Source organism: Rhodococcus sp. BH5, from assembly GCF_027583855.1.
GTDB classification, from domain to species: domain Bacteria; phylum Actinomycetota; class Actinomycetes; order Mycobacteriales; family Mycobacteriaceae; genus Rhodococcus_F; species Rhodococcus_F qingshengii.
In genome coordinates this window covers 21,569-47,151 of record NZ_JAJHVW010000018.1, presented here as the reverse complement: position 1 = coordinate 47,151, position 25,583 = coordinate 21,569, and the positions used below count along the sequence as shown (strand labels likewise).

The following is a 25,583-nucleotide window of genomic DNA, read 5'->3' as shown; positions in this document are numbered from 1 at the left end:
GTCACCCCCCTGTGAATCCGTGGACTCGTTTTTGCTGTTCAAGACGCATACGGCGTGCGAAGTCGTCCACGTTTGCCGTTGTGACATCACCGATGGTGATGCTGTTGTCATGAACAATTGATGTTGGTTTCGCGGGCGCCAGAGCGGAACCCGCAAACGCCTGCAACTGACCCGGCGAATTGAAAATCGGCTCAGGACGCTGAGACAAATTGATACCCATCTCACCAGGCATCAACCAACCACCATCATCAAAAACCTTCGGCGCCTTCACACCCTTAGCCCGCAACAACGCCTGAACAATCGGAGAATCCTCCTCAAGCCCAGTCGCATCACGAACATTCCTCGTGAAATCACCATCAGCCAACAACGACCGCGCACCCAACAACGCCGCAATCGCCGGATTGTCCTCCTCCACAGGAGAACCACTCTGAAAATCTCCGGTCCTCAACAGATCCGCAACCCAATTCCCAGTCCCCGGAGTGACAGGCAACTGCCCCGCGATCTCAGACTGAGACGCATTCACCCCATCAACCTCAGGAATCAACGAAGCAAAATCCGTTGACCACCAACGAGACTGAGTCAACCCGAAGTAGTCCTGACCCTCGATGCCAGTGAACACAGCATCCAAAGCCTTAGTCGCAAACGACTTCAGAATCCCCTTCAGGGAATAGTCGCCAGCAGCGGAATCCTTCTTCTTGCCGACCGCAGCCAACTCTTCCTGCGCCTTCTGCAACGCAATGTCAGCCCGCAAACGATCATTCGCAGACGCCTCAGGATCCGCATACACATCGTTACGACGCTCATCAGCATCATCGACCTGCATCTGCGCTTCGAGGCGCGCCATCTCCTCCTCCGAGTAAGCCTTAGCCAACCCAGGAGCTTGCGGAGACGGACCCTTCTTCGTGGAAGTAGAAGCCTCATCCTTCTTCGCTTGAAGGTCGATGACTTTCTGTTCGGCCTGCTGAACTTTGATGTCTGCCTGCGCACGGTCAGCTTCCGACTTTTTCTCGTCGGCATAAACCTTGTCGCGGGCTTCCTTCGCCTGCTGAACAGCAATGCCCGCGGACTGCAGGTCAAGTTCCTGCTTGTCCGTCCACGTCACCTCACTCGTAGTGCCGCCACCTGTGACGCCTTGAGCTTCATTCCATCCGGCGATCATCGAGTTCGGGAGGTGATACTTGTTCGGGAACTGCGAGTGCTGAGCGTTCGCCCTGCCCCCGCCGATACCTGATGTTCCGTGAGCACCGCCCGACTCCGCGGCCTGACCTGCGATCGTCGCAGCCATATGTTCCTGCGACACACCGACCTGGAATTGTGTTCCTGCCGGTCCGAGTCCTGGTTGTAGTCCTGCTAGTGCGCCGTCGAGGATGCTGTATGTGGTGTACAGCCTCTTGGTGGAGCCAACTACGCCCATCACTATTTGTTGGAGCCATCCGACGAATCCGGAGCAGTCGAATCCTGTTGGTCCGGTTCCGCCCCAAACGTATTTGTTTCCTTCGACGGAGCGTCCTGCGCCTAGTGCGGCGTCGATACCGTTCCGTCCACCCTCGGCGAACTTTGGCAAAGTGTTCAGTCGGGGGTCGTCCCGGTTGATCGCTGCCAGTAGTCCGTTGTATTTCTCGGAGGATCGACCATTGATGATCCATTCGCCCTTATCGACCCATGATGTAGGTACACCGTCGTAGCCGATTCCGAGAATGCCGTCCGTTGTGGACGTTCCTGGACCTGAGGTGGGGAGCCTTGACCCTGCCGAGTTCTTCGGCAGCCGCGAGCCTCGCGAGTTGAACTGCGGTGCAGCGGGTCCGTATTGACCAGTCGCGTTGAACGCAGCTTGCGCAGCAGATGTGCGCTGAACGTCAATCGTGATGACCGATGTTCGGTTCTGCGCCGCACTAGTGATAGCCGCGTTGATGATGCCTGCATCTCGCAACGCCTGCTCGATCTGCAAACGAACCTGAGGATCAGCGATCCGCTGAGACAGATCACTAATCTCGCGAACCGAAATGTCCTTACCGGCCAACAATTTATCAATCAGCAGGTCAGCACCAGGCGTGGCAGTCTGAGCATTCAAAATGTCCAACAACTGCTGCGACTTCTGTTCATTCAGATCGAAATACGTTGTATCCAAATCGATCTTCGGAACAGCGCTGATTCCACCGACCTGCGAAATCTTCGCTACGATCGCATCAAGGCCGATGATCGCATCCTCAGAATCGGCAGTCACCTTGAACGTGGTGACACCATTTTCTTTGATCTGCTCGACCTTGAAGCCCATTTCATTCAAACGGGTTTGAGCGTCCTCAGTGAGCGCCGCAACCTCAATAACCTTGGGCTCGCCAGGCTTAATGACCTGGAGCTTTGACCAGATGGCACCCAAATCCTTGGTGACCTGATCGCCGCCCTCCATGACAGCGGAAAGTTGAATGATTCGTTGGTCATAACCCAACGAACCAATCGCATTCCGGATCTCATCAACCGACACGCCAGCCTGCGTCGCCAACTGCTCAAACATCGCCTGGTTGTCCGCGAACACCTTGCCCATATCGCCGCCAGCCATGGCAGCGTCGGAGGTCGCATCACGGATACCCATCAACGTTTTCAGCAGCCCAGCACCATTCTCAGTGCTCGAATTGACTGAACCATCAGCGTTCAACAACTCCTGACCGAAGCCAGCAGTCTTATCCATCGCCTCAGCAGTAGACTTAGCGACATCACGAACCAACTGGTTGTATGCCGACATCGTCGCCTGCATGTCCGGAGGAACACCCGCAAGGATGTCCAACGTCCGCTTCAACGCCGAAGACTTCTGATCCGCCGAAGACGCACCATCAGCCATGATGTTGAACTGCTCAGCGATCTCCGCCATACCCGGAGTCACCCGGCGCGCAGCTTCCTGAATGTCAAGAAGGTTCTGTCGCGCCTCCTCAAACTTCTGTGCGGCCATCTCGCCGCCAGTGCCCGACTCACGCAACCCCGAAGTGAACAGATCGAAGTCACTCTGCGAACCGGAAATGATTCCCGCTAGACGTTCCGCCGAGAACCCAGTCTCATCGATCGCAGCCTTAGCGTCCTTGTTCGCCTGAGCGATCCGGTCCATGTCCCCGGAAATATCTCCGTCAGGACCATCGAGGCCGAACATGTCGCCGAAAATGTCCGACGCAACATTGTTCCACTTCGCGTCATTCTTACCCAAAGACTCGAACTGGCCTGTGATCTCAGTGACCTGATTCGACAGGTTCGTCAACGCGCTGTCATCGACGTTGCCGCCATTGCTCAGCAAAGCCAACGTCAAATCATTACGAGCCTTCGCCACATTAAGCAACGACTTCTCGTAAGCATCAACATTCGCCTTAGCCTTCTGCACATTCGAGAACCACGAAATCAGCAGCCCAGCACCAACCATCAGCGCCGCATTCATCGGACCGCCAACCACACCCGCAATCGCAGACGCACCAGACTTCAAACCAGACAACGCCGACCCGCCAGCAATCCGAGCAGCCGCAGAAAACCCGCCAGCAGCCGTAGAAGCACCCATAAACGACGTCTGCATAGAACGGATCGTCGAAGAATGCGTACCCAACGTGCGCATCGCAGCACCGACAGTGCCGATCTGCGGAGCCAACCGACGCATATCCGAAGACATCGCCGTAAACCCGGCACGCATACCAGCAGTCGACGTAGCCACCGAAGTAGCAGCAGACGTAATACCTGCCCGCATCGGAGCAACAGCACCAGTGACCCGAGCCATCAGCCCAGGGAACGTGCGGAACACCAAGAACCCGGCAGCCAACGCCGCCAAAGCCATAGTGTTACCAGCCATCAACCCCGACAAACCATTCAACGCCGGAACAAGAACAGCATCCGCAACAGTCGCAGCAGCCTCAAGAGCCGACAAAAACAGCTGCCACGAAGACACACCCAACGCGCCAGATGCCGCAGCCAACGAAGTAGCAATCCCCAAAATTGGGGTAGCAGCATCCTTCGCCACACCAACCAACGTGTGGAACACACCGACAAGGCGATCCCACGAACCATCAACCCCTGAAAGGGAGAACAGTTCCGAAATCTTCGCCTTGCCGGAATCGATCAGCCCCGGAAGATCAGACTCCACCCACGCCGAAAACTTGTTGATCGCCGATGTTGAATTGTTCAACACCGTCGTCGTGACACCAGACAAAAACGCGCCAGCATCAAAGTTTTCAGGCAACATCACATCAAACAACAGATGATCGAAAGCCTTAGCCAACGGGCCAACAGACTTCGCCGTATCATCCAACGCCGTTGTAATAGACGACATCTGGCCAGGCAAACGCTCAAACCCAGGACCCAAAGCAGCCGCACCAAGGCGGCCCATCGCAGCCTTGACATTCTCAAAAGCGCCAACAACAGTGTTACCCGACTCAAGAGCCGCGCCACCAATGTTCTCGGAGATGACCTTCATGAACGTCGCGGAATCAACCTCGCCGCCCTTGACCATCTTCGCCAAAGCCTCAGCAGTCACACCATATTCCGCCTGCAACCACTGCAGAATCGGAATACCGCGGTCCGACAACTGATTCAAAGTATCCGTATACACCGTTCCGGACGCCTGAACCTGATTGAAAATCGAACCCATCTCAGAAAGAGACGAACCCGCAATCGTCGCAGCATCACCAGTCAACGACAGATACTTCGTCAACTCCTTACCCGGAGCAATACCCGCAGCAACCGCCGAAGCAGCCACAGTCGCAGCATCACCCAAACCGAAAGCCGTACCCTTCACGGACGCCAAAGCGGAATCCATGATCTTCGCGGTCGACTGAGTCGAATGACCCAAGCCGCGGAGCTTGCCCTCAGCGGTATCGATCGCGGTGAGACGACCCATACCCTTCACCAGTGTCGCTGCGAGCAGTCCGCCCACAGCGACACCAGTGGTTAGTACGCCGGCTTTCAATGCTGTCGAGAGTCCCGACGACATTTTTGAGCCTATGTTTTTGCCTGTGCTGTCCGCGCCTCGTTCGGCTGCACCGAGTGCGGTACGGACTTGCCCAGGAATCTGTTTAGTGTCAACAACTAAGCTGACTTAATATGCAGTTGCTAACTCGATAGCCACTGCAACTGCCCTCCCCTCCGCCCGAAGTTAGGGCGACCCTTCAACGAAATGCTTATCGTTCGATTACGAAACCCTCACGGGCGTTTTTGATGCAGTTGCAATAGAGATGCGCCAACTGCAGATTCCCGAGATCATGGGTTCCGCCTTTGGAGTACGGGAGTATGTGATCCACCGATGCCCGCTGCATATCGGGGGAAACTAGTTTCATATCAATAGGTTCCGAGCAGATGCCGCACGAATTCCCGTCTCTCTGTAGGAGCGTTCCGATTGAAACCTTGTGACGTGTCCCTCTGGCTCGCCTGCAGTGATCGCAGACCTTCACATCTGATCTGCGCTTCCGCCCGCACTTTCCGAGCGCTGTCATGTCGATGACGGTTTGGCACCGGACACAGTTGCGGTACTTCGCAGGGGCCTCGCCACCGTTCCTATGTGCCAGTTGCTGACATTTCTGCGAACACGCGGTCCGTCGATTCATCTCTGGTGGTGGCACCTGGCCGCACACAACGCATTTGCGTTCCGCAGTCCACCTTCGTATTTCAGACACCGTCCCAGTGCGAGCGAGTTGCATCGCATGTGTTGCGCAGTACACCCGCTGCCTGGGATTTGTGCATCCATCGAACGAACACCTCGGCTTACAGTCCTCATTACAGAACCGTCTGCGCCCTACCGGAAGCTCTCCAGAGCAACCTCGACACACTGCCATGCAGAACCTCCCCCAAAAGCGCTACGCCGAAATCTGTTTCCGACGCCGCGCCAACTCATCCGCAATCTCATTCACAGGCACAGCATCCGGATCCTCAACAACCACAACCGATTCCCGATCCTCCAAAGGCCGAGACAACAACTGCGGACGCGAATCCTCATCGCCGCCAGACCTCTGCCAGTTCGCCCCCTGCAACGACAACAGCAGCAACGACCACATATCGAAATCAGGTGTCCACCACCACGACTTCGGATTCTGCGCCCGATACAACGCCTGATCCGGCGACGGAGGCGCGTAACGAATCAGCACACGCAACTCATGCCACGACAACACAGCAGTCCCGATGTCCTCCAAATGGAAACCCCGACACAACAGGTCGTACTCGATGGCCCCAGAGTGCTCGTCTAGGAGTCGTCTGAGGCCGAGGATTCCCCCGGCGTGATCTTCGACTGTTCCTGCCAGTAATCACCGATCTCTCGGATCTCGCCAGCAGTCAGCTTGTCAAGAACCTTGAACGTCGCAGCAGAAGTGGACAATTCGAGCAGTTTCTTCGTGCTCAACACATCCGACTTCGCTTCACTGTCCAGGTTCTCTTCAACCCACTTCGCGAACAGTTCAGACTTCGCAGTCGGAAGATACTGCAGTTTAGGGACAACGAACTCAAGAACCTTGCCGTCAGACAGCGGAACCTCAAACTCCAACTGCACCTTCGGATCATGCGCGCCAGTAATACGGAAAACCATGCGGGGACCAGACCTTTACAAAGATTGTGGGGACCAGGCCCTAGTCCCACCCGGTGAGGGCAGGCCTGGTCAGAAACAAACACTCACCGGGTAGGTTCAACTAGGAGCCCGAAACGCCGAACTCAGTGATCTCGCGGACATTGAACTTCTTGCCGTCAGCCACGAACGGGAACGCCTCAAACGTGACCTCGTACTTGACGATGTCGTTGTGGACATACACAACATCGCCAACACTCGTGGGCTGCGCGATAGCAGCGATCTGCCGGCGCAAACCATCCGCACCAAGCAGATGGTCAGTGACAAACACGCTCTTAGGCAGCGGATCCGAGTTCTCGTCAACAATGAAACCGTTAGCAGTCTCAGTGACGTTGCCCGAACCGAACACCGCCTTCAGAACCTCAAGGTTGGTGGACTCCACGAAAGTCACCTTGAAGGTGTTCGAGTAGTCGGACTGCGGCGTTGCGATAACGTCTCCGCCGTAGTCCTTCACCTTCGTGACATCGCGGCCCTGAGTCTTGGTGACACCAGCATCGGAGATGCCGCCCAGGCTCTTGAACGCTGCGGCTAGAGCCTCAGACGCAGTGGTCGGCAGCGTAGTTCCGAGCGGCGCCCAATGAATGACACCCTTAACCTTCGGAGGATTCGGGACATGGACCTTAGTAACATCAGTAGCCATACGGCTTACTCCTCAAATAGAAGAAGCCCCACACCAACCAGGCGCAGGGCAACTCAACAACGATTCTTTATTGATTTGTGGCGATACCCAGCTCGGCGACAACCTGCCAACGAGACTGAGAGATAGCCGGATCCGGATCATCAAACGGCCGCGGATCAGACACAATCTCCGCCGAATTGATCCACGCACGCCGATCAACACCAGCAGCGTCCTTATAGACCACCGATTCAGCCTCGCAAGACTCCAAAACATCAGCGATCGAGTTCGCCAACTCTTCAGCCGCAACACTGTTCGACGCCCAGCACTCAAAAATCAGCATCGGTTTCACCGTCACCAAATTTGAGCGATTCGCGTCCGCCAAATCGACCCGCACAAACACCGGAGGACGAGTAGCCGGCACAGTGCCAACCACCCGCACCGGCTGCTTCGACTTCAGCAGCGCGATCGCCACCGACATTGCCGGTTTCCTACCCGCGCCCATACGACAACGCCTTCAGCAGTGTGTTGTACTTCGCGTTCTTGCGGATCGCCCGATGATCAGCAGTAACAACCGAGGTGCGCCAGCGGCCCTGAGGCTTAGCTAAACCCATCCGCGTGCTGAGCATGTAAGTGCCGCCATGCGTTTGAGCTGCAGCAGCTTGAACTCTGCGGGCGCGGGCCTCAAGATCCCCCACCACGCCAGGCTCAGAACGCAACGCACGGAAAGCGCCAGGGACGAACTGAACACGCATCTTAGGCATCAGACCTCCACGAAACCCACTGTCCCTCTTGGAAGCATGCAATCCATTCGCCGCCCGCGGCTGGATATATTTCGAGGTTGTTAGTCCCGCCGTCCGGATCAACCTTCGCGATCGCGCCAGGAAAGGCATGGATCTCGCCGAACGAATCCTTCACAATCAGATCAGCCATCAGCCCTCCGCAAATTCACAACCAACCCAGGACGAAACCCGAACGGGCCATTGTTGAAATCCTCAGGAAACCCGATCACCATCAACTCCCCCTGCCCCGGCAAAGAAACCTTGTCTCTTGGGCCGATCTCAAACCCCTCAGGGGTCAACAGTTCAACCTGAACGACTACCCGGTTTTCGCCGACAGTCTTCGGTTCAGTCGAATTCGGTGTCGACCAGCCGTAAGCGAGCTGCTCGACCGGCGAATCCCAGGACTCAATTTCGTTGCCGTGTGCGTCTTCCCCGAGACCAGCCCACTTGTGGGTTAGCACCTTCAAGCGAGCAACAGTCACGGAAGTTCCTCCACAACAGGAGGCAACAAATCCACCATGAACGCACGCTGAGTGGAACAACCCAACAGTTTCCGATCAGGCTTCCCCAACCACATATCCCCCGCAGGATTAGCGAACGACAAGTTTTGGGAGAAAGGCCCCGCAGACTGATTGAACCCCGACACTCCCTCGAACCCGTCAGGCGCAGACATCGCCCGCTTCACCATCCGGCACGACACAATCACCGGAACCGAAGGATCCAACAGGCCCGCATCAATCCTCACATCAACGTCAGGACATGCCGCACGGATCATCACAGCCGCATCCTCAAGAAGCGCTGAGGCCGTCACAGCCTCAGCGCTTTCGAGTGGTCGCCACCGTGACTCCAAATCAGAGACGGTCGCGTACCCCATGGTTAGCTCCCGGCAGGAGCAGCGTCATAAGCGACGAAGGAGTTCTTGTCCATGATGACCCAACCGAAGATGACCTCAGTCAGGTAAGCGACAGCGTTACGGCGCTGCAGATCGCCATTGCCGAACGGATCGCCGTATTCGATCTTCTTCACCGGGATCGACAGGTTGTAACCGAAACGCAACGAATCCCAGTCGCCACCGAAGCCGCGGACACCGGTATCAGCCGAAGCATCCACCTGACCGGAAACACCCTTGGTCACTGCGACCTGCTGGCCAGCGTACGACGTGACAGCCGTACCAATCTGGATGTCAGGGTTACGTCGGTTGCCCTTGTCGTCACGGTCATTCGCGATCTGGTAAACCAGGCGCGGATCGAGAGCAAGGCCAGTGAAGTTGCCGCCGGCAGTGTTCACAACCTGGCCGTAGCCATCCCAAATCGACTTGTCGACATTGGTAGGCGACAGAGTGACACGATTGGTGGTCTGGTTGATGAACTCGTTGCCGCCAGTCAGCGCAGCACCCGAAGACGCTTCGCGGCCATGCAGAACAGCGAGGTCGATCTGGCGTGCCAGTGCCGAGGAAAGTTCCTCAGTCATCAGGCCGAGAACACCCGCGGGGTTGGTGAGAACCGCTTCCATGGTGAACTCGAGACCGACAACAGCCTTGATCGGGCGAATTGCCTTCGCTCCAACCTCAAGGACACTGTCAGGCTTGTTGGCGCCTTCGCCAACGATCGACGCCGAAGGTCGCTTGGTCAGAGTCGGGAACGTGTTTTCGCCGAGAATCATCGGGGTGGAAGTGGACAGCGAAGGGATGATCGTCCCGGCCTGTGCGCGCTTCCAAATGCCCTCTGCCACATTCCTGGGAAGAAGATTAGCTCCGCCGGCTCCGGAAGTGAGAGCGGCATTAGTGTAAGTAGCCATATTTTGTTACGTCCTAAAAGTAGATTTAGCCCAGCAGGATTTGGCGGGCAATATGATCAGCAGTCGAACCCGTATCCGGCGCCGTACCTTCATTCGGCACAACAGGACCCGAAGGCTTCTTAGCGATCAAAGTGAGAATCGAATCAGCCTTAGCCTCAAGCTCTTCACGAGAAGAACCCGACAGCAACGGCAAAGCATCAGCAGGGATGCCCTTCTCAGCCGCGACCTCATAGCGGAGCAGAGCCGAAGTCGCTTCGTCCCGTTCCTGAGTGATCGCCGCGATCGTGCTGTCTTTACGTTCGAGTTCGGACTTGTCCTTGTCCTCGAGCTCCTGAAGTCGGGCAGCTGTAGCCTTCAGTGTCCGCTCAGCTTCTTTACGTGCCTCACGTTCAGCGACTAGAGCAGCTTTCCCAGCTTCGCCGAGCAGGTCGTCAGAGGCCTGCTCAACAGTCTTTGCGGCCTCAACCGCAGGCGCGGCAACAGTTGTCGCAGTACCAAGTACGGTCGCCGCATCAGCATCAGTAGCAACAACATTCGATTCAGTCGTGTCAGCCATCTCGGCATCCACCTTTCAAAAGATTTGGGAGCAGCATCGCGCCGCAACAAGAAAGGCCCCCACAATCGCCGTGGAGGCCCATACAAAACACATTTCAAACAGAGGAACTAGTGACTACCCGAAACCTGGCGTATCCCAGCGAGAATCGCACTCGTAGAACCGCCCTCAGCCGAACGAACACCACGGACATAGATGTCGTTCAACGCTTTCAAGTCATACCCGTCAGGAAGGTCTTTCCCGGACCACGAAGGTGTTGGCACGCAATCACAGTCACCGTGATACTTGTTGCCTTCACCGCCCGCCGCGATCTTCCCCCCGTACACTGGGCCGCGAGACGCCAGCATCAGACAGAACGCGCAAGTCTCAGTACCAGTGGGAACCCGACAGTAAGTGGCCCCCCTGTCGCCACTCGCCGAGCGGGCCACCGTGTCTCGTCCCGCCTGCTTCACGAACTTGTCCGTGATGTTCACTAAGTGACTGAACAATGGCGATACATCGTCCGCCCACAGTGCGCCAGCGGCGTAACGGACGCTCGCCTGCACTTGTTCAGCGGGGACAGCACCCGTAGCGGTCGCCCGATATTGGCCGCGAGCTGAGGAAGAATCCCGTAGCTCGTCGTACCAATCAGCCGCGACCGCTGAAGAGATCGTCCCGTACTGATCGTTCAGTGCCGGCATGAACTCCAACAGGGCATCCCGCGAAAACTCCGCATCCCCAATATCAAGTCCACGCCAAAACTCTGTCAGATCATCCTTAGCAAGATCGACGACGCTCGAATTGAGCCGACGAAACTCGGCAACATCATGGCTGGACGGCATCGACACCATCCACCGTCACCGAACTACGCGCAGCTGCACGAGCATTCAATGCCTCAACCATCTGACGGCCCTGAACACGACGCTTATCAGACAACAACCGAGTAATCGTCGTCTGGTCATAACCCAACGCCTCCAACGCCACATCAGACTCAGCAAGCCACGGAATCGCCGCCACCTGCTTCACCAACGCATCAGAAGCCGAAACCACAGACGGAGTAGCAGGATTACGCCACTTCGACTGCAACTTCTTCAACTCATCCGGAACAGAATCCAAACCATCCCGCAACATCACAGCAGACACCGCAGCATTACGAACACCCGAACCAAACACCCGATTCGCCGCATTCGCCTCAATCACAATGTCTTCCTTCTCCGCATAAATAGCTTCAGCGGAAGCCGGATTATCATGCACAATGCCCAACGAAGACAACGGGACACCCGTCTCCCCAGAGAACATCCCAGCGAACATGCGCAGTTGGTCGCCATGCGGTGTCATCGACATCTGCGGGAACTGCCCCACAGTCGGAACATCCGCATCCTCATCCTTGCCGATCGCCAAGAACCGGCCAACCAACGCATCCCACCGATTATTGCCTTTAGCGAACGCATCCTCATCCGCACCCAACAAATACCGCTGCGGAGTGGAGAAAAACTCGGCGCCAACTTCCGATCGCACAACAGTACGAATCGCAGCATCCGTCAAACCCATCACCGAACGAGAAATACGGGAATGCCCAAACGGCCGATCAAGTTCCGGCCTGAACACCAACGGCGACACCAACACACGCTTCGTCGGATTCGCCTGCCGAGAAACAGCCCAACCCTTCGCAGACTTCGTGCACGTCACCACAGACTCCGGCAAATAGATCACCAACTCAGTGGGATCACCCGAATCATCAACAGCCACAATCGCCAACGCCGCAGACAACTGCCGCCGCCGCCGATCCCACAACCCCGCACCATGCTGAGCTGACCTCGCCAACACCAACACCTCAGGCTCACCAGCCTCAGTGTCACCCTTCGTCACCGTCAAAAAGCTGACAGCATGCACCAACGCTGACGTAATCGCCTGCGGCAACTCAATATCCATATCGTTGTCCGCCAACACCCCAGACAGATCAAACGGATCCTGGTCCTCGCCAGGAACCACAAACCCATCGAACGAACACCGAGAACCCAACGAATACACAGCCTTCGCCGGCCAACCCAACATCGCCTCCGCCTTCGCCAACTGAGGCGGCAACGAAATCTTCAAATCCTTCAACAAATTCTGCGTATCAAAATAGGTCGTCCGAAGCAGATTGCGTTCCTGCTTCTCCAACCACACAGCCATCAACTTATCCAACGTGTTCTGCTCATCATGCCGCAAACCCGGCACATTCAAACCGCTCATCTAAAAACTCACCTTCGACTTTCGGCCAGGCTTTCGCTTACTCGTCTTCACGCCGAAGGAAGCTAAAGTGACAACCACTAGCGGAGTAATATCCATATCCAAAGACTTCCGATCCCACCCAAACGCCCCAGCAGCCCCGATAGGCCGCTTCTTCGCGCCAGCCAACGCAGCATTCAACTGTGGCTGATCAAAATGAGACATAGTTCCGGAATGAACTGCATCAACAAACATCCCGCACGCTCTAGCCATATCGCCAGAGCCAGTAACCGTTGTTCGAACTCGTCGGGCCGATAGCTCGGGAAGAATTGATGCAATTGGAGACTGGCCATCGATCACAACAGCAGACGCCAGACTCCACCTTTCTGCAAGCCAATCCACTACCCAATCCAGACCACGCGCAGTAGATGCATTCTCGACACACTCAACGTGAAAACTTCCATCGTCGCGCAATCTAGCCGCGCCGATCGAGACCATCGATCTATCTGGATTCATGTCAACCGAGTAAGAGACAAGTCCTTCAGTAGGAACCTCAGACACCGTAACTGCACATTCCCGCCATGCAGCCTGCCTGACCACTTGCGAATGAATATTGTCATCCCAGATCCCTAACCGTTCACGCGCAAACTGCTCCGGATCCATCGAGTTGTACTCATCTTCTACAACCTCGACAGGGACGCGCCCACCCAACGCCGGGATCGCCAGTGCCCACGTATCGACCGAAGCAGGATCCATTTCCTTCATCGCTGACCACTCGAAGTACGCCAACCTTGTGTCAGTGCCGGCGATGCCGGAATCACGCAACCGCCCAAACACCTCCGCATTATTCTTCGGCGACGGAGGCGTACCCGCGAGCCATATTTGCGGGTTTCTACGCGCAGACACCGAAGGCAGCATGTCCCCCCACGCCTCAGTCGAAAGATCCTGCGCCTCATCCAGAAGCAACGTGTCGCAAGAGAACCCTCGACCCTGACCGCCCGCACGCGCCGAGAACTTCAGTCGACGACCATCCATCATCTCGATGCTTTGATTACCACTCCAGTCCCGAATGTGGCGTACACGCTTTCGGAGATCGTCGTAGTTTTCGAAGTAGCCCTTGAGGCGCAAAAACGCTTCAGTTGCCGTGGGATACAAATGGGCCGAGTGAATCATCAACTCGTCATCTTTAAACAAAACCAGCCCAGCAAGCTCCCGAGCTTCAAACAACGCAGTCTTACCAGACTGGCGCGGAACCGACAACGCAATACGAGAAGCAGCCCACTTATCGCCATTCTTACCAAGCGAATGACGAAGAACAAATCTTTGCCATTCATCCAGAATCAAACCGTAAGATGCACAGAACTCGGATACAGCATCGCCGTACCTATCATCTCCAGCAACAGGCAAAGACGATATCCTCGGAACCTGCGAACCGATCATCCAGCACCACCACCAAAGGAAAGCAAACGCGCCTGGAACCGGTCAGCTGGAGATTCTTCTGCAGGAGGCAACTTCGACTCCAATTCGGAAACATGCACACACACCTGCGCATAACGACTCGCGAGCGCAGCCAGGTCACGCTTGGACTCACATTCATCTATTGCACGCGCAAGAATTTTCCGCAACTCACGCATTGAATCCAGCATTGTCCCCAACTCTGAGGCACTCTCTAACGACACAAGAAACCACCTCAGAACAGCGCAAATAGAAACAGAGACAGAATGGCTTCCACAACACGTGTGGAAATAGAGTTCATATATATATACGGCCCTTTGCCTGAGGGTCGCCGTGGGGCCGGGGCGGGGGTTAGGTGGGCCTTACTCACATCCGGGCAGGCTCCTGACCTGGGGTTATGTGACAGTTTCGACGTTTCCGCTGGTCAGGGGCTTGCAACTCGGTTGGTGGGGGTCACCATCGCTGAGATGTAGGCAAGGGTTGCCTTGGTCTTTGGTTGGTGCCGTCCGACTTGCGGAGGTTGCACGACCTATGAGTGAGAGCAAGGTTGCTCAGGGCTGTCTTCGCTCCCCCTCGGGCTAGGGGAATGATGTGGTCGATTTCTGGGGCCATGGGGTGCCCTGCTGGGAGTTGTTTGTTGACGGTGTGTCCGCATAGGTGGCAGTAGGTTTGGGTTTTGAGGATGGTGTTTTTTGCTTTTCTCCATTGGTGGCCGTTGCTGTTGGCTTTGATGTGGCCCACGGGGTTCACCTCCTCGGGTTAGTTAGTGTTGGTTGAGGATTGCTTTGTTCATGCGTTTGATGGTGTCGGGTTTGATGTCGCCGAGTCCGCGGAAGCTGATGTTGTTGTCGATGGTGTGTGCTTGGTTGGTGTTGCGGTCGGTGAGGATTGCGTCTGCGAGTGCGGTTGCTTCGTCACCTAGACGTGTGAGTGTGTAGGTAGTGAGGCCTTCAGTTGGGGCGTGTGGTGTGCCGTTGTGTCCGTCTGCATTGCTGGGTGTGTAGGTCCATGCGGTGATGTGCCACCAGCTTCGGGTGTCTTGATCTCCGAAGGATGCATACGTTCCTGGCGCGTGTTTGCCTGTGGCGATGAGTTCAGCTGCGCTGTAGCGCTTGCCGTCCCAGTCGCTGTTGCTGTGGGTGTAGTGCTGCGCTTCGGGGATGGTGGCTACTGCTGTGAGGGTGGGGCTGTACACGGTGAGGGTGGGCATCAGTCTCCTGGGGATTAGGTGGCGGGGTGTGGTTGTTCACCCGCCGGTGGACATACCTGCCTCACCAGCACAATCACATCGCCGTCACAGATCCCGACCATTTGCGCCGGCTACCTAGCCGCCATGCTTTGCGTGGTTCGGTTCTGGGTTTCCCGTCCTGGTGTTGGATGAGGGTTGGTCCGTCGTCGTGTTCTACGAGTGATGGGTTGCTGTATGAGATGAGGTGGCCTTGGTTGCGTGCCCATGTACCGATTCGGTAGTCGGCTGGGATGTTTGCGCATTCGAGGTTGGTGAGCATGTCGTGGACGAGGTCTGTGCGTATGGCTACTGCTACTGCGTGTATGAGTTGTTCGCAGGTGAGCCAGTGTGTTTCGGCTGTGAGCGCGTTGGCTATGCGTTGTTGGTATTGGGGTGGGCGGCTTGTGCCGGTGTAGAGGCTGATGATGGGTGTTGGTGCGACTGCGAGTGCTGCTTGTGTTTGTTGGTGGAAGTTGGTGACGGGTATGGCGTCGTCTTCGAGTACGCAGCAGTAGTCGGCGGGGGTTGTTGTGGCGAGGACCCATGCTCGGTCGTGGTTTGTTCCTTGGCCTATGGTGCCGTCGTCTAGTGCGATGGGGCAGCCGCCGAGTTGGGCGGATAGGGTTTGTGCTTGTTTGGTGCGTTGGTGGTGTCCGACTATGGCGTAGCTGATTGTCACCATTGCGTTCACCTACCTGGGTCTAGACTTCCACGAGGAGTCGCCTACTGGTTCAACGCCTGGGATCATGGCGCTGATATCGCCTACCGCTTTGATTACCTCATCCAAGATTCCCTTGGGTAGAACGCCTTCCGGTTCACCCGTCGCGTTCTCGCCGCACTCCAGCTCGGAGGCTTTGACAGTCAGCCCTTCATTGGCGACCAGTTCTCGGGCCGCGTCCATCACGAGATGTGCGACCATGTCGTCTGGGAAGTTCGCGCCTTCGAGTTCGTCTCGGTATGCGGCGAGGGTTGATGCTGTTGTGGGATTCAACGGTTGCTCCTGGTTTTGGGTATAAGAAAAGCCCACCGCGACCGAAGTCCGTGGGCACTCCCGAAGGAGAACAGCTGACTAGATCAAGCCGACACTAGAGGCTCTTGCGTGTGGGTAAACATACGAAGTCTTGCTTGCGCAGCAGCAACAGCCGCTTCTTCCTTGGCTCTGAACTTCTCTCTGAACACAACTTCCCCGCCCTCAGAGACCTGGGCGAACCACCAACCCTTCTGAAAGTAAACGCCACGTATGCCGGAACGACTATCAGAGTCGGCGCCAGAACGGTTCTCATTGTTCTGTTTGGTGGTTGCGAGTCGCAAGTGGTCAGGGTTCACGCACACTCGGTTGAAACACATATGGTCGATCACGAGTCCGTCAGGTATCTCACCCTTCAGCCGGCTGAATGAAAGCCTGTGCGCAGGCTGCAGTCTGCCTTCAAACATGAACTTGCCGTAGCCAGTACGGTCGGTTGACGCTGTCCAGTTCCAGCACTTATCGGACTTGTCGACCTTCGCCCAGAACCGATCCTTCACCGGAATGCGTTTGTTGATCGGAGCGTGCAAGGCCCTGCCGCTATGTTGCCAGGCCGTAATGTGTTGAGCAATAGCCTAATGCGAGAACTGTGTGCCCGCAGCCTTCAATTGAACAGATCTGGTTCTTCAAGTCACCCCATTATTGGAATCAACTGCCTCATAACATCTGGGTTCTTATGCGCAAACTTGTACAGCTGCAATCGCGAATGACCCGGATTGCTCTGCGACACATCACGTTCAGCCGCATGCCCGAAAGCTCTCACAACCCCAGGGATGCGTTGCACCGACGCAAGGGTGTCTGCCGCGAGGAACCAGGCATTGTCATCGAATCCCCACCGCCTGAACCGTTCATCCTGCCCACCCAACAACCAGTAGGTGTCCCAGTCAGTGACGAACATGCCGCCAACCGAGTTCGTGAACTCCCGCTCAACAACTGCCGATTCGAGCGGACCATGGACTGATTCGGGGGTGAGGTACTGGTATCGGTTGAACGGATACACCACCGAACGATCCACTGTTTGCACAGCAAGTTTGAGGGCTGTTTCGTCGGGGATTGTGTCTGCGTCTGCGACGATGAGGATGCCTTGGCGGGCTGCTCGGACTGCTTCGTTGCGTGCTGCTGCGACGTTGAAGTGTTGGTGTGTGGTGTCTGCGGTGATGGTGGTGTAGCCGCGGTTGGTGTACCAGTCGTGTACTTGTTCGTATGCGGGTTGTCTGTCTGGTGTTTCGCGGTAGGGGATGCACACTGTCACATCAGTCAATGAGTCCTCCTACACGGTCTGCTCGTTCTTTGAGTGCTGTACCGAACTGCTCGGCCTGGGCGATGAGTTCCTCCGCCCGCGCCGGTGTCAGTCCGTATGCGATGAGGTCTCTCGTCACGAATTCACGTATCTCGGCACTGTGTTCACTCATGGTCGCCACTTCCAATGTCTAGTATCCGAATCCTGAACGCACACCCCAATGATGAACCACCACATCCGGCGTAAACGCAAACCTAAAACCCCGACCCAACAAACGATCCCGCTTAGCATCCTCAGACCAATCCCCCACCGGCCAACCATCCACAAACACATCACGCCGCCACACAGAAGGATTACCCGAAAACGTTGCCGACTGCTCCAACAACCCATCCACCAACGTGAACTCGTGACCGTTCACTTCCAACGCCTCAATCAGACCACCCGCAGCGACCTCATTCTGAAACCACGGCTGACGCAGAAACACAACCTGCGCCAAATACGGATGATCATCGAGATGCTGCGCATACTCGTCGAGGTCAACATGTTTCGTGAACGTGAAGTCCTCTTCAAGCCACAACGCATAATCTTCGGTAGCACCTTCCGCGCACGCTGCTTGCATTGCGGCGCCGTAGCCTTGCCGGCCGGTGTCGATGACTTTGCTGTTGTAGGTTTGTTTGAGCCATTGGTGGTGTTGGGTGTCGCCGGAGTCGTCTATGAATACGAGTTCGGTTGTGCCTGTGACGTGTTGTTTGAGGCTGGTGATGCAGTTGTGGATGTATTGCTGTTTGCGGTATGTCCCGACAATGACCTTCACTCGATGTTCTCCAGTGCTTTCCGGACCAGCGTCCACGCACCGTCTCCATAGCGATGCTCCACCGTGAACGAATGCGTTTCCCCGTAGGGTGCGTACACCGTCCCGCCAAGTGGATGCTTGCGAACCTCAACCTCGTATGTGTTCATGTCGTCAGGATCCATCCCGCCGGATTTCCGTACGGCCGTGAAGTGCCCGATTGTGTGCCCGTTGATCATCAGCGGGAAGTGCAGCGCCATTCACACCTCCAGTGGGGTTGGGTCGCAGCAGCAGGAGTTCACCGAACAACCCTCACCCTCATGCCACATCGGCCGCGGACGATTAATCACCGCCAACACCGACGCAAACCTCTGCGCCCTAGAATCATTGATCACATACGGCGGAAACCCAGGCTCCAACGGGATGATCGTTCCATCCTCGCCAACCGAGTTAACTCCTTCGAGTCTCCCGCCGTTCTGTCGTTCTACTTCCTGTTTTGAGAAGTGGCCCATCATCCGCCCAACCGCAACAAGTCCCGCGCCATGCTCTGCAAATCAGCAACCACACGCTTACGTGGCGCTTCCGGCAGCTCGCGGCGCACAACCTCAGTCACACCATCAGAACCAGTCCGATACTCATCCCACGAGAAACCACTCATGTTTCGGCCTCCACATCAACCAAACAAGAATCAACCGCACCCAACAAACCATGCGTCACCCAAGACGGCTGAGACCCAAACGGAAACAACACCGAAGGACACGAATCAACCCGCTGACCACCCCGAAACAACTGCTGCCCAACCACAGTCACATAATCAGTCACCAACCAACCATCCTCAGTGCCAGAAGCCTCATCGGATGCGGCAACAAGTTCACGCAGGGCGACATCGAATTGGGCGTATGCCTGCTCTAGCCGTTCAGTCATCGGGAACCTCATACTTGGAATCGGCGCACACCAGATTGGGCTCGTCCTCATATCTCGTCTGGCAGGCTGCGATCTGAACCAGTCGAGCGCTGGGAGCAACACCTTTGGCAGCCTTCAGTTTCAGCAGGCCGCGGGCAGCGTAAATGCGTTCATCCCTAGTGCGGTGCTCATGTTCAGTCATCAGAACCTCCGTCAACCCAAAACAGTTGACATAGACAAGTCAACCCACACGACTAGACCAACGACATACGAGAAACCTCGCCAGCACGCAACAAATACGCCAACCCGCCACGCCGACCATCCCCACCAGCACGCTCACGAAACCAATCAGACCCCGCGTCGTAAGTAGGCGAACACACCCGCATCACATCACGAGTCGAACCCACCGACCACTCATGCTCATGACCATGCTGCAAAACCTGCGCACCACGAGCATCCTGACGCCCAAAATCCTGCTTACCCAACCAATCAATACCCTTACCCCGCGACCACTGATGCCCATGCGCCACAGTCACCAACGTCGAACCAACCGGAACAGTCATAGACCCCGCCCACTTATCAGGCACACGAACCTCAACATGACCAAACGCCAACCGATTCAACAACAAAGCATCCTTCACAGCCAACGCAGACTCAGTAGCCCAACCATCACCCGGATACGTATTCAACTGACGCTGAGCCTGATCATGATTACCGTTAACCGTATCCATGAACACCCGATCAGTCAGTGGCGCAAACGCTTCCACCGTATGCAACATCAGACGCCGCAAAATCCTGAACTGCTCAGTGATCGTGTCCTCAGTCAGCCACTGATTTTTACCGCCCTGAGAGACGATGCCTTCGATGCAGTCGCCGGGGAAGCAAATCTGAACACCCTCAATGCCGTGCCGTTTCAGATCCTTGAACTCTTGGACTGCTGCGTCAACGGATTCGAGGTAGCGTTCCACGATTTGTTCGGTTGAGCCGTCGCGTGATCGTTTGCCGATCTGGAGGTCGCCGGCTTGAAACACAAACCAGTGCGCGCCAGTGCTTTGATCTGGCTGATGTGCCGGCGCTTTCGCAGCTCGCGCAATCAACTGTTCGAGGTCCCGCTGATCGGGTTTCGGGGCGAGTTTGTAGCGGTAGGTGGTGAACGCCAAACTGCCGTCATCCTTGAACTTACGGTAGACGGACGGGGGCGCAGCGAACTTCACTGTCACCGGTTCACGGCAGGAGCTAAGTATCCCCTCATAGCTGCTGTCATCGTGGGGTCCGGTGATTGTTGTGGTGCGCGCCTGCCCGTCCGTGTTTGTGGTGGGGGCACTGGCTGGGTTGAGTTTGTTGGCGAGTGCGCCCATCGGTTCAGCTCCTAGATTGTGTGGTTCTGGTTGAAGGCTTCTTCCGCTGCGGGTAGTTGCTCTTCGGCTAGTTCAAGGGATTCGTTTGCGTATTCCGCGAAGTGGTCAACGATGACCGTCTCCTCCGTACAAGATGATGAGTGTGACTAGCGACGGCAGCAGCAGGATTGCGATGAATAGGAACAACTCTCCGACAGTCAAAGCAACCTCCTACGCGTAGCAGCCGACATACCATTTGTCTTCGAGGGGACCGTTGCCCTGACATTCAGGATCCCCGCACACTGGGCAACAGAGACCGGAGTGTTCTTCGTACTCGTCGAGCCATCGCTGAGTCACACGCCGCTCATGATTACGGAACCGCCTACGATCCCAACGCCGCTGCCAATAATTCGTGCACATCCGGCAACCACACTCATTGACACCGCTGTACTTCCACTCCCACCGGCAATCGCCATACACATACGACGACACCGCAGGCGAGGATGGAAGATTGCAGGGAGTGATGCTGTGATCGTGACAGGCAACGGGATGAATGCCTGTGCGTTCAGGGTGTTGGAGTTTCACCCAGAACGGGTCAGTCTTGAAAGTTCTACTCACGTCAACCACTCCCCTACGCGCCGACGCCAATCCTGCGGCGCAACATCCGAACTCCCAGATCCTCGAAACTCCTGAACAAATCTTCGGAGTTGGGATCTCAGTTTGGTGTGATCGTCCACGTAGTAGTGGGTGCGGGCGATGATGGTGTCAGTTTTCGGTTGGTGCCACGTTCTGCTCATCGCCAACCCCTAACTCATTGCGGGACTGCCCGAAGGGTGATAGCGCGAATACTGCGCAACACTGCCATCCCATGCACTCTTTCCTTCGAACAGGTGCAGCGCCATGGCGATTCGGCATGTAGCTTGTTCGCGGATCTCCTCACATGTCACTATCATGGTCACCACCACCACAACTTCTCAACCGAATACTTCGGCGCCGGCTCCCTACCCCGCTGAAAGTCTCGGCGCGCCTGATTCCGTGCGGACTGCCGACACAGTTTGTTGAATAGCGATGGGGTGTACGTGGATTGCCAGTGTTCACGTTTCTGTTCCCGGGTGTCTTTCCACGTTCGGCTCATCGTCATCTCCCACAACAACATCCCAATTGACATTGACGGATCCACCAGGCCAAGGAGTCGACTGCTTCACAGCCCGCTCGCCACAAGGACTGCTGTCACAGCAGGAGAAGTCCTTGCCGAAGATGTAGGGCGCACCATCAGCGATCACAGCGGCAGCGCCCCCGCTCATGATCCTTAAACGCCGTCAACTTCAAACCCAAACCAACACTCCGACACTCAGCCCACAACCCCGCCATAGAACCACCCTCATCGAGGTAGCGGTCGAACTCGCGGACATCGTCTGCGTCTAGGGTTTGTTTCCATTCACCTATCCTGCAAAGCACTTAAGCCCTCCGCTTCAAGCCAATACGGACCAGTCGAGGTCAACGTTTCTGCGGTGTCCCACGGCTTCCGATATGCCACTCTCGCTGTCATCGTCCGCCCGTTCATATGCAGAGTCACTTGCTGGCCCTCAACTAGTCCCACGATCAGCCTTTGTCTTCGACGGAACTACGATCCTCAACACCAACAAACCGATGAACCTCACGCACAACAGGCCCAACCCGCAAACCATCCAACCGATCCGGCGAATACCCAGACCAACGACCCGCGGCACCAGCATCCACCACCGGGGCAGACGTAAACCCCCAAGACTGAATCAAAGCCAACGCATCCGCATCCTCATCGACCATCACAACCACATAGGGGGTGCCGTTGTTGTCGAGTTTCTTCATGGTGAATTTGCATGCGGGGCAGTTCTTTTTGCTGTAGATGGTTATGTTTGGGATTGGTTTGCTCCTAAGCCTTTGAAGATGATGTGGAGGATCATGAAAATGACCCCAATCACGTTGTGAGATCCATAGCCTCACGAATACGGAACGCCCAGTAGTCAGCTTCAACGTCAGCCGAATCCATCTCGTCCAGCACTCTTTCCAGCGTAAGCCTGATGGCTCGCTCCTTGTTCAACTCTTTGCCAAATCTCATGACGCGCTGATGCAATCTTGCCCAACGTTCTGTTGATTCGGCGATCACCGCCCGCGATTCGATTAGCTCCTCGAACATGCCATCCGGAAGTTCATAGTGGCGGTCCTCGTAATACTCCGGGAAACCCTGTGCAACAGTTCCACTAGTCCACTCAGCAAGTTCCTCATCTGTCGGACGAATCGCATAACCATCACTCATTCGGCGCTGCTCCAATCATCCAACAAACGATCAACCAACGGCTCCAACACCGCAACCACAGACAACCAACCCGCACACCGAGCAGCCCGCAACTCAGCCACAACCTCAACCAAAGTCACAACCCCATCCGACCTTTCATGTACGCATAAAACTTGTCGTAGCCGCGATCAACAACCGCAGCAAGCCAGGCCCGCATTAGAAAGCTCCGAGCCAATTAAACTGGGAACGGTATTCCTCCAACGACTTACGCCAATCTTCAATCGACCGAAGATTCATCGACAGCGCTTCGCTGTACATGCCTCGGCTGCGGTCCCACCCGAACGCCACACCATCAACCATCCGCGGCTTCCTCAAACCAGGACTAGCGCGATGCACTGTGCGCTTACGAACTGGCGTCAGCGCACAACGTGGAAACTCCTCAACCGTCAACACATACGACAGCAACTTGCCATGGTCGTACTTCACATCACCAACACCAGTGATCGTGCCTGAGCTTCGGCGTCCGTCCTCGAAGTCCATAACCACAGGGCAGCCAACCAGTTTCGACTCGATCTTCACTTTGCCGAACTGCGCCATAGTCCCGTCATAGACCGACTGCAGCCAAGGATCGATAGGAAACACATACCCTTGAAACTCAGACACCCGCACTCCTCAACTCATTCGAGAACCAAGTGCGAGCCATGCCATGAATCCTCTGCCAATCGCGGCAAACCTCGTCCCGAGAAGATCGAAGCTTCCGCTCAAACTCAATCCGCAACTCTATCTGGGCGACAGTCAACCTATTCGGATTCTTCCTCCGTGCACGGGACACAACCACTCCTAAAACAGCTGGGGAATAACAGGCAACGGCGGCAGCACAGGCAACGGCGGAGGAGTCCAATCCAACACCCCACGCGGCACAAACCCCTGAACCTCAACCGGCACATACACCGACAACGGCCGAGCAACATACGGCTCAACCAAATTCGGCAACGGCGGCAAAACAGGCAGTTCAGGCAACACCACAACCGGCGTCGGCGCAGCAGGAACATCAACCTCATTGACCACACCGACCGGGTACGCGCCATGCAAATTGGTGTAGCCGGGAACAATGTCGAACACCTTCAACGGCTCACGAACCACATCCGGGAAATCACAAATCGGGTCGCCCGCGACACACACCTGCTCCACCTCGGCAGCACCAAACGAACCACGCTCACCCATAAACCTGTTCCCAGGAAGACCAAGCGGCACCATCACCTCAATGCCCTTACCCCTATGCCGCGGATCCGAATACAACTCGGCATCAATGAAACTCACATCACCCTCAGCAGCCAACTGCTCAATCGCATCACCAGCAACACGAGAACCCTGCGAATGACCAATCACCCGCACAGTTGATTGCGGGCAACGCGAATGCTGCTCCATCACAACCCGCTTCGTCTCCGCCACACCCGCAGCAACCGACTGATCATAGGTGTACGGACCGAGAGGCCAAATGCTCCCCGGATACTGCACATGAACAGCGTTCGGCGCATGAATCGAGGGGATCGAGTTGGGGTGGTTAACTGCGCCAGTTCCGTCTACCGCCACATCAATTGTGCTCGCGCATGGTTCGGCGTTGGCGATTGCCGCGGCGAAGAGTGGGGTTGCGAGTGTGAGTGTGGCTGCTGTTGTGAAGAGGCATACGGTTTTACGCATGGCGCACCAAGATTCGAAGTTGAAGGCGATTGATTGATTGACGAGTGCAGCCCCACGTTGCATGCCGAGGGCAGAGGCAATCGTGGGCCTGCTGCGCATCACCTACTAGAGGGAGAGGCACACGAAAGAAGACTGACAGCCCCACTGTTGGGAGCTTTGGGGGTGCGGCAGGAATCGAACCTGCGATAGACGGGTCCGAGCCGTCCCCTGCCGACCTAGCCGGCTGCTCTGCCACTGAGCTACGCACCCATGGCACTGATTTGCGTACGCGGGCTCAATGCCGAAGCCTCGATAGATTCAGCCAATGAAGACTGAACTCGTGGCGGTGGTGGGACTTGAACCCACGACTTCTGGGTTATGAGCCCAGCGAGCTACCAACTGCTCCACACCGCTATGCCCGCGTTGGAGCCGCCCCTGGATGGGCGGCCGATCGAATAGACGCGGCCCTTTCGATCTGCACATTCACTCGCTAATGCTTCCGAATAGTTCCCCAGGCTTCCGTTTGCAGCGTTGCCTACGAGTGGGTAAGTCGGCCTTCATACGGGCTGTAGTCCGACGCGGATCATTTGCCCCTGCAAGAGCTTCCCGTTCCCAAGTGTTTGACACCCAGCACCCGCCTAAGCGGAATGACTTATCGGGTGCCCACGACGGGCGGATGGGAACCGCCCCAGTTCCCCCGGCTGGACTCGAACCAGCGCCCCACCGATTAGCAGTCGGCTGCTCTACCTGACATGAGCTACAGAGGGAATCTATTCAATTGTGTGCCGAGGCAAGCGGTCGACGGTCTCGGCATTGAGGTTTCACACCCCAGGGGTCTACATGCGGCGAACTCATGCACGCAAACCGGGCTGGGGCCTACCTCCAAGCTGTGGCCCCAATTGATAACGGAGAGGGGCAACTCCGGGCACGCCGACACTCAGGCAACACCGCAAACATGCGGGCTCCCCAATACGATCGACAACCAATAGGCAGTTTTTCAGGCTCATACCCAGGAGGTGACGGCTGAAGCATCCCAGGAGGATCCCCAGCTATTAAAGGCGGAAACAAAACCATCAAAACAGGACTGCCCAAAAGGTACTTACATCCCGGAGACATCCCCGCCACACCAGTTGATCAGC

At 56.2% G+C, this 25,583-nt stretch carries 29 protein-coding genes and 3 tRNA genes; all 32 read right to left on the bottom strand.

All coding sequences use genetic code 11. The features are described from left to right. Window position 1: 1 nt before the first annotated feature. The 32 genes from RhoBH5_RS29040 to RhoBH5_RS28905 all read right to left on the bottom strand — a co-directional run bounded on the left by RhoBH5_RS29040 (window position 2) and on the right by RhoBH5_RS28905 (window position 25,211). A complete protein-coding gene (locus RhoBH5_RS29040; protein WP_270009161.1) occupies window positions 2-4,957 on the bottom strand; it encodes a tape measure protein in 4,956 nt (1,651 codons plus the stop codon). 187 nt (window positions 4,958-5,144) lie between these two features. Continuing rightward, window positions 5,145-5,456, bottom strand: a complete 312-nt coding sequence (locus RhoBH5_RS32785; RefSeq protein WP_442972484.1) for an HNH endonuclease — start codon at window positions 5,454-5,456, stop codon at window positions 5,145-5,147. Between the two features lie 743 nt (window positions 5,457-6,199). Further along, a complete protein-coding gene (locus RhoBH5_RS29035) occupies window positions 6,200-6,538 on the bottom strand; it encodes a hypothetical protein (protein ID WP_270009160.1) in 339 nt (112 codons plus the stop codon). A 100-nt stretch (window positions 6,539-6,638) separates the two neighbouring features. After that, the gene (locus RhoBH5_RS29030; protein ID WP_270009159.1) at window positions 6,639-7,214 is read right to left on the bottom strand and encodes a hypothetical protein; all 576 of its coding nucleotides are present in this window, start codon (window positions 7,212-7,214) and stop codon (window positions 6,639-6,641) included. A gap of 67 nt (window positions 7,215-7,281) precedes the next feature. Next, window positions 7,282-7,671: a hypothetical protein gene (locus tag RhoBH5_RS29025; RefSeq protein WP_270009158.1), complete on the bottom strand. Its 390-nt coding sequence runs from the start codon at window positions 7,669-7,671 to the stop codon at window positions 7,282-7,284. A 10-nt stretch (window positions 7,672-7,681) separates the two neighbouring features. Continuing rightward, on the bottom strand, window positions 7,682-7,954 hold the full coding sequence (locus RhoBH5_RS29020) for a hypothetical protein (RefSeq protein ID WP_270009157.1): 273 nt from the start codon (window positions 7,952-7,954) through the stop codon (window positions 7,682-7,684). Further along, on the bottom strand, window positions 7,947-8,123 hold the full coding sequence (locus RhoBH5_RS29015; protein ID WP_270009156.1) for a hypothetical protein: 177 nt from the start codon (window positions 8,121-8,123) through the stop codon (window positions 7,947-7,949). The genes RhoBH5_RS29020 and RhoBH5_RS29015 overlap by 8 nt, the downstream gene beginning before the upstream one ends. Then, entirely contained in the window at window positions 8,116-8,454 is a 339-nt protein-coding gene (locus RhoBH5_RS29010) for a hypothetical protein (RefSeq protein WP_270009155.1), read from the bottom strand. The genes RhoBH5_RS29015 and RhoBH5_RS29010 overlap by 8 nt, the downstream gene beginning before the upstream one ends. Further along, window positions 8,451-8,846, bottom strand: a complete 396-nt coding sequence (locus tag RhoBH5_RS32780) for a Gp19/Gp15/Gp42 family protein (RefSeq protein WP_442972483.1) — start codon at window positions 8,844-8,846, stop codon at window positions 8,451-8,453. The genes RhoBH5_RS29010 and RhoBH5_RS32780 overlap by 4 nt, the downstream gene beginning before the upstream one ends. Before the next feature lie 2 nt (window positions 8,847-8,848). Next, a complete protein-coding gene (locus RhoBH5_RS29005; protein WP_270009154.1) occupies window positions 8,849-9,769 on the bottom strand; it encodes a phage major capsid protein in 921 nt (306 codons plus the stop codon). Between the two features lie 25 nt (window positions 9,770-9,794). Beyond that, window positions 9,795-10,325 carry a hypothetical protein gene (locus RhoBH5_RS29000; RefSeq protein ID WP_270009153.1) on the bottom strand — a complete coding sequence of 177 codons (531 nt, stop codon included), beginning with the start codon at window positions 10,323-10,325 and terminating at the stop codon, window positions 9,795-9,797. Window positions 10,326-10,432: 107 nt separating this feature from the next. Then, a complete protein-coding gene (locus tag RhoBH5_RS32775; protein ID WP_442972482.1) occupies window positions 10,433-11,143 on the bottom strand; it encodes a VG15 protein in 711 nt (236 codons plus the stop codon). After that, window positions 11,127-12,536: a phage portal protein gene (locus RhoBH5_RS28995; RefSeq protein WP_270009152.1), complete on the bottom strand. Its 1,410-nt coding sequence runs from the start codon at window positions 12,534-12,536 to the stop codon at window positions 11,127-11,129. The genes RhoBH5_RS32775 and RhoBH5_RS28995 overlap by 17 nt, the downstream gene beginning before the upstream one ends. After that, window positions 12,537-13,952 carry a hypothetical protein gene (locus RhoBH5_RS28990; RefSeq protein WP_270009151.1) on the bottom strand — a complete coding sequence of 472 codons (1,416 nt, stop codon included), beginning with the start codon at window positions 13,950-13,952 and terminating at the stop codon, window positions 12,537-12,539. Window positions 13,953-14,420: 468 nt separating this feature from the next. Then, a complete protein-coding gene (locus RhoBH5_RS32770; protein WP_442972481.1) occupies window positions 14,421-14,708 on the bottom strand; it encodes an HNH endonuclease in 288 nt (95 codons plus the stop codon). Between the two features lie 22 nt (window positions 14,709-14,730). After that, on the bottom strand, window positions 14,731-15,177 hold the full coding sequence (locus RhoBH5_RS28985; RefSeq protein ID WP_270009150.1) for a hypothetical protein: 447 nt from the start codon (window positions 15,175-15,177) through the stop codon (window positions 14,731-14,733). Between the two features lie 709 nt (window positions 15,178-15,886). Continuing rightward, the gene (locus RhoBH5_RS28980) at window positions 15,887-16,186 is read right to left on the bottom strand and encodes a hypothetical protein (protein WP_270009149.1); all 300 of its coding nucleotides are present in this window, start codon (window positions 16,184-16,186) and stop codon (window positions 15,887-15,889) included. Window positions 16,187-16,269: 83 nt separating this feature from the next. Continuing rightward, on the bottom strand, window positions 16,270-16,749 hold the full coding sequence (locus RhoBH5_RS28975) for an HNH endonuclease signature motif containing protein (RefSeq protein ID WP_270009148.1): 480 nt from the start codon (window positions 16,747-16,749) through the stop codon (window positions 16,270-16,272). Between the two features lie 101 nt (window positions 16,750-16,850). Further along, window positions 16,851-17,471 (bottom strand): glycosyltransferase, encoded by a 621-nt coding sequence (locus tag RhoBH5_RS28970; RefSeq protein WP_270009175.1) that lies wholly within the window; start codon window positions 17,469-17,471, stop codon window positions 16,851-16,853. A 1-nt stretch (window position 17,472) separates the two neighbouring features. Beyond that, on the bottom strand, window positions 17,473-17,631 hold the full coding sequence (locus RhoBH5_RS28965; RefSeq protein ID WP_270009147.1) for a hypothetical protein: 159 nt from the start codon (window positions 17,629-17,631) through the stop codon (window positions 17,473-17,475). A gap of 18 nt (window positions 17,632-17,649) precedes the next feature. After that, window positions 17,650-18,273, bottom strand: a complete 624-nt coding sequence (locus RhoBH5_RS28960) for a glycosyltransferase (protein ID WP_270009146.1) — start codon at window positions 18,271-18,273, stop codon at window positions 17,650-17,652. Then, a complete protein-coding gene (locus RhoBH5_RS28955) occupies window positions 18,270-18,509 on the bottom strand; it encodes a hypothetical protein (RefSeq protein ID WP_270009145.1) in 240 nt (79 codons plus the stop codon). The genes RhoBH5_RS28960 and RhoBH5_RS28955 overlap by 4 nt, the downstream gene beginning before the upstream one ends. A 394-nt stretch (window positions 18,510-18,903) precedes the next feature. Continuing rightward, window positions 18,904-19,173, bottom strand: coding sequence for a DUF7213 family protein (locus tag RhoBH5_RS28950; RefSeq protein WP_270009144.1), 270 nt, complete (start codon window positions 19,171-19,173; stop codon window positions 18,904-18,906). After that, on the bottom strand, window positions 19,166-19,354 hold the full coding sequence (locus RhoBH5_RS28945) for a hypothetical protein (RefSeq protein WP_270009143.1): 189 nt from the start codon (window positions 19,352-19,354) through the stop codon (window positions 19,166-19,168). Before RhoBH5_RS28945 ends, RhoBH5_RS28950 begins: the two co-directional genes overlap by 8 nt. Before the next feature lie 52 nt (window positions 19,355-19,406). Continuing rightward, window positions 19,407-20,510 carry a hypothetical protein gene (locus RhoBH5_RS28940; protein ID WP_270009142.1) on the bottom strand — a complete coding sequence of 368 codons (1,104 nt, stop codon included), beginning with the start codon at window positions 20,508-20,510 and terminating at the stop codon, window positions 19,407-19,409. A 1,581-nt stretch (window positions 20,511-22,091) separates the two neighbouring features. Then, window positions 22,092-22,472, bottom strand: a complete 381-nt coding sequence (locus RhoBH5_RS28935; protein ID WP_270009141.1) for a glutaredoxin domain-containing protein — start codon at window positions 22,470-22,472, stop codon at window positions 22,092-22,094. Next, window positions 22,447-22,785, bottom strand: a complete 339-nt coding sequence (locus RhoBH5_RS28930) for a hypothetical protein (protein WP_270009140.1) — start codon at window positions 22,783-22,785, stop codon at window positions 22,447-22,449. Before RhoBH5_RS28930 ends, RhoBH5_RS28935 begins: the two co-directional genes overlap by 26 nt. 195 nt (window positions 22,786-22,980) lie before the next feature. Next, on the bottom strand, window positions 22,981-23,427 hold the full coding sequence (locus RhoBH5_RS28925) for a hypothetical protein (RefSeq protein ID WP_270009139.1): 447 nt from the start codon (window positions 23,425-23,427) through the stop codon (window positions 22,981-22,983). A gap of 177 nt (window positions 23,428-23,604) precedes the next feature. Continuing rightward, window positions 23,605-24,564 carry a cutinase family protein gene (locus RhoBH5_RS28920; RefSeq protein WP_270009138.1) on the bottom strand — a complete coding sequence of 320 codons (960 nt, stop codon included), beginning with the start codon at window positions 24,562-24,564 and terminating at the stop codon, window positions 23,605-23,607. Between the two features lie 60 nt (window positions 24,565-24,624). Continuing rightward, window positions 24,625-24,714: transfer RNA gene (locus RhoBH5_RS28915), tRNA-Leu, on the bottom strand. A gap of 71 nt (window positions 24,715-24,785) precedes the next feature. Further along, window positions 24,786-24,858, bottom strand: a tRNA-Met gene (locus tag RhoBH5_RS28910). Window positions 24,859-25,136: 278 nt separating this feature from the next. Continuing rightward, window positions 25,137-25,211: transfer RNA gene (locus RhoBH5_RS28905), tRNA-Ser, on the bottom strand. Window positions 25,212-25,583 lie beyond the last annotated feature (372 nt).

Bases quoted from the DNA above. Each gene is read 5' to 3' on its own strand.
- RhoBH5_RS28985 (WP_270009150.1), bottom strand. From the start codon at position 15,177: ATGCCCACCCTCACCGTGTACAGCCCCACCCTCACAGCAGTAGCCACC.
- RhoBH5_RS28955 (WP_270009145.1), bottom strand. From the start codon at position 18,509: ATGGCGCTGCACTTCCCGCTGATGATCAACGGGCACACAATCGGGCAC.
- RhoBH5_RS29015 (WP_270009156.1), bottom strand. From the start codon at position 8,123: ATGGCTGATCTGATTGTGAAGGATTCGTTCGGCGAGATCCATGCCTTT.
- RhoBH5_RS29000 (WP_270009153.1), bottom strand. From the start codon at position 10,325: ATGGCTGACACGACTGAATCGAATGTTGTTGCTACTGATGCTGATGCG.
- RhoBH5_RS29020 (WP_270009157.1), bottom strand. From the start codon at position 7,954: ATGCCTAAGATGCGTGTTCAGTTCGTCCCTGGCGCTTTCCGTGCGTTG.
- RhoBH5_RS28940 (WP_270009142.1), bottom strand. From the start codon at position 20,510: ATGGGCGCACTCGCCAACAAACTCAACCCAGCCAGTGCCCCCACCACA.
- RhoBH5_RS29035 (WP_270009160.1), bottom strand. From the start codon at position 6,538: ATGGTTTTCCGTATTACTGGCGCGCATGATCCGAAGGTGCAGTTGGAG.
- RhoBH5_RS29030 (WP_270009159.1), bottom strand. From the start codon at position 7,214: ATGGCTACTGATGTTACTAAGGTCCATGTCCCGAATCCTCCGAAGGTT.
- RhoBH5_RS32775 (WP_442972482.1), bottom strand. From the start codon at position 11,143: ATGCCGTCCAGCCATGATGTTGCCGAGTTTCGTCGGCTCAATTCGAGC.
- RhoBH5_RS29005 (WP_270009154.1), bottom strand. From the start codon at position 9,769: ATGGCTACTTACACTAATGCCGCTCTCACTTCCGGAGCCGGCGGAGCT.
- RhoBH5_RS32785 (WP_442972484.1), bottom strand. From the start codon at position 5,456: ATGACAGCGCTCGGAAAGTGCGGGCGGAAGCGCAGATCAGATGTGAAG.
- RhoBH5_RS32780 (WP_442972483.1), bottom strand. From the start codon at position 8,846: ATGGGGTACGCGACCGTCTCTGATTTGGAGTCACGGTGGCGACCACTC.
- RhoBH5_RS29040 (WP_270009161.1), bottom strand. From the start codon at position 4,957: ATGTCGTCGGGACTCTCGACAGCATTGAAAGCCGGCGTACTAACCACT.
- RhoBH5_RS28950 (WP_270009144.1), bottom strand. From the start codon at position 19,173: ATGACTGAACGGCTAGAGCAGGCATACGCCCAATTCGATGTCGCCCTG.
- RhoBH5_RS28920 (WP_270009138.1), bottom strand. From the start codon at position 24,564: ATGCGCAGCAGGCCCACGATTGCCTCTGCCCTCGGCATGCAACGTGGG.
- RhoBH5_RS29025 (WP_270009158.1), bottom strand. From the start codon at position 7,671: ATGTCGGTGGCGATCGCGCTGCTGAAGTCGAAGCAGCCGGTGCGGGTG.
- RhoBH5_RS28990 (WP_270009151.1), bottom strand. From the start codon at position 13,952: ATGATCGGTTCGCAGGTTCCGAGGATATCGTCTTTGCCTGTTGCTGGA.
- RhoBH5_RS28995 (WP_270009152.1), bottom strand. From the start codon at position 12,536: ATGAGCGGTTTGAATGTGCCGGGTTTGCGGCATGATGAGCAGAACACG.
- RhoBH5_RS28965 (WP_270009147.1), bottom strand. From the start codon at position 17,631: ATGAGTGAACACAGTGCCGAGATACGTGAATTCGTGACGAGAGACCTC.
- RhoBH5_RS28945 (WP_270009143.1), bottom strand. From the start codon at position 19,354: ATGACTGAACATGAGCACCGCACTAGGGATGAACGCATTTACGCTGCC.
- RhoBH5_RS28930 (WP_270009140.1), bottom strand. From the start codon at position 22,785: ATGAGTGATGGTTATGCGATTCGTCCGACAGATGAGGAACTTGCTGAG.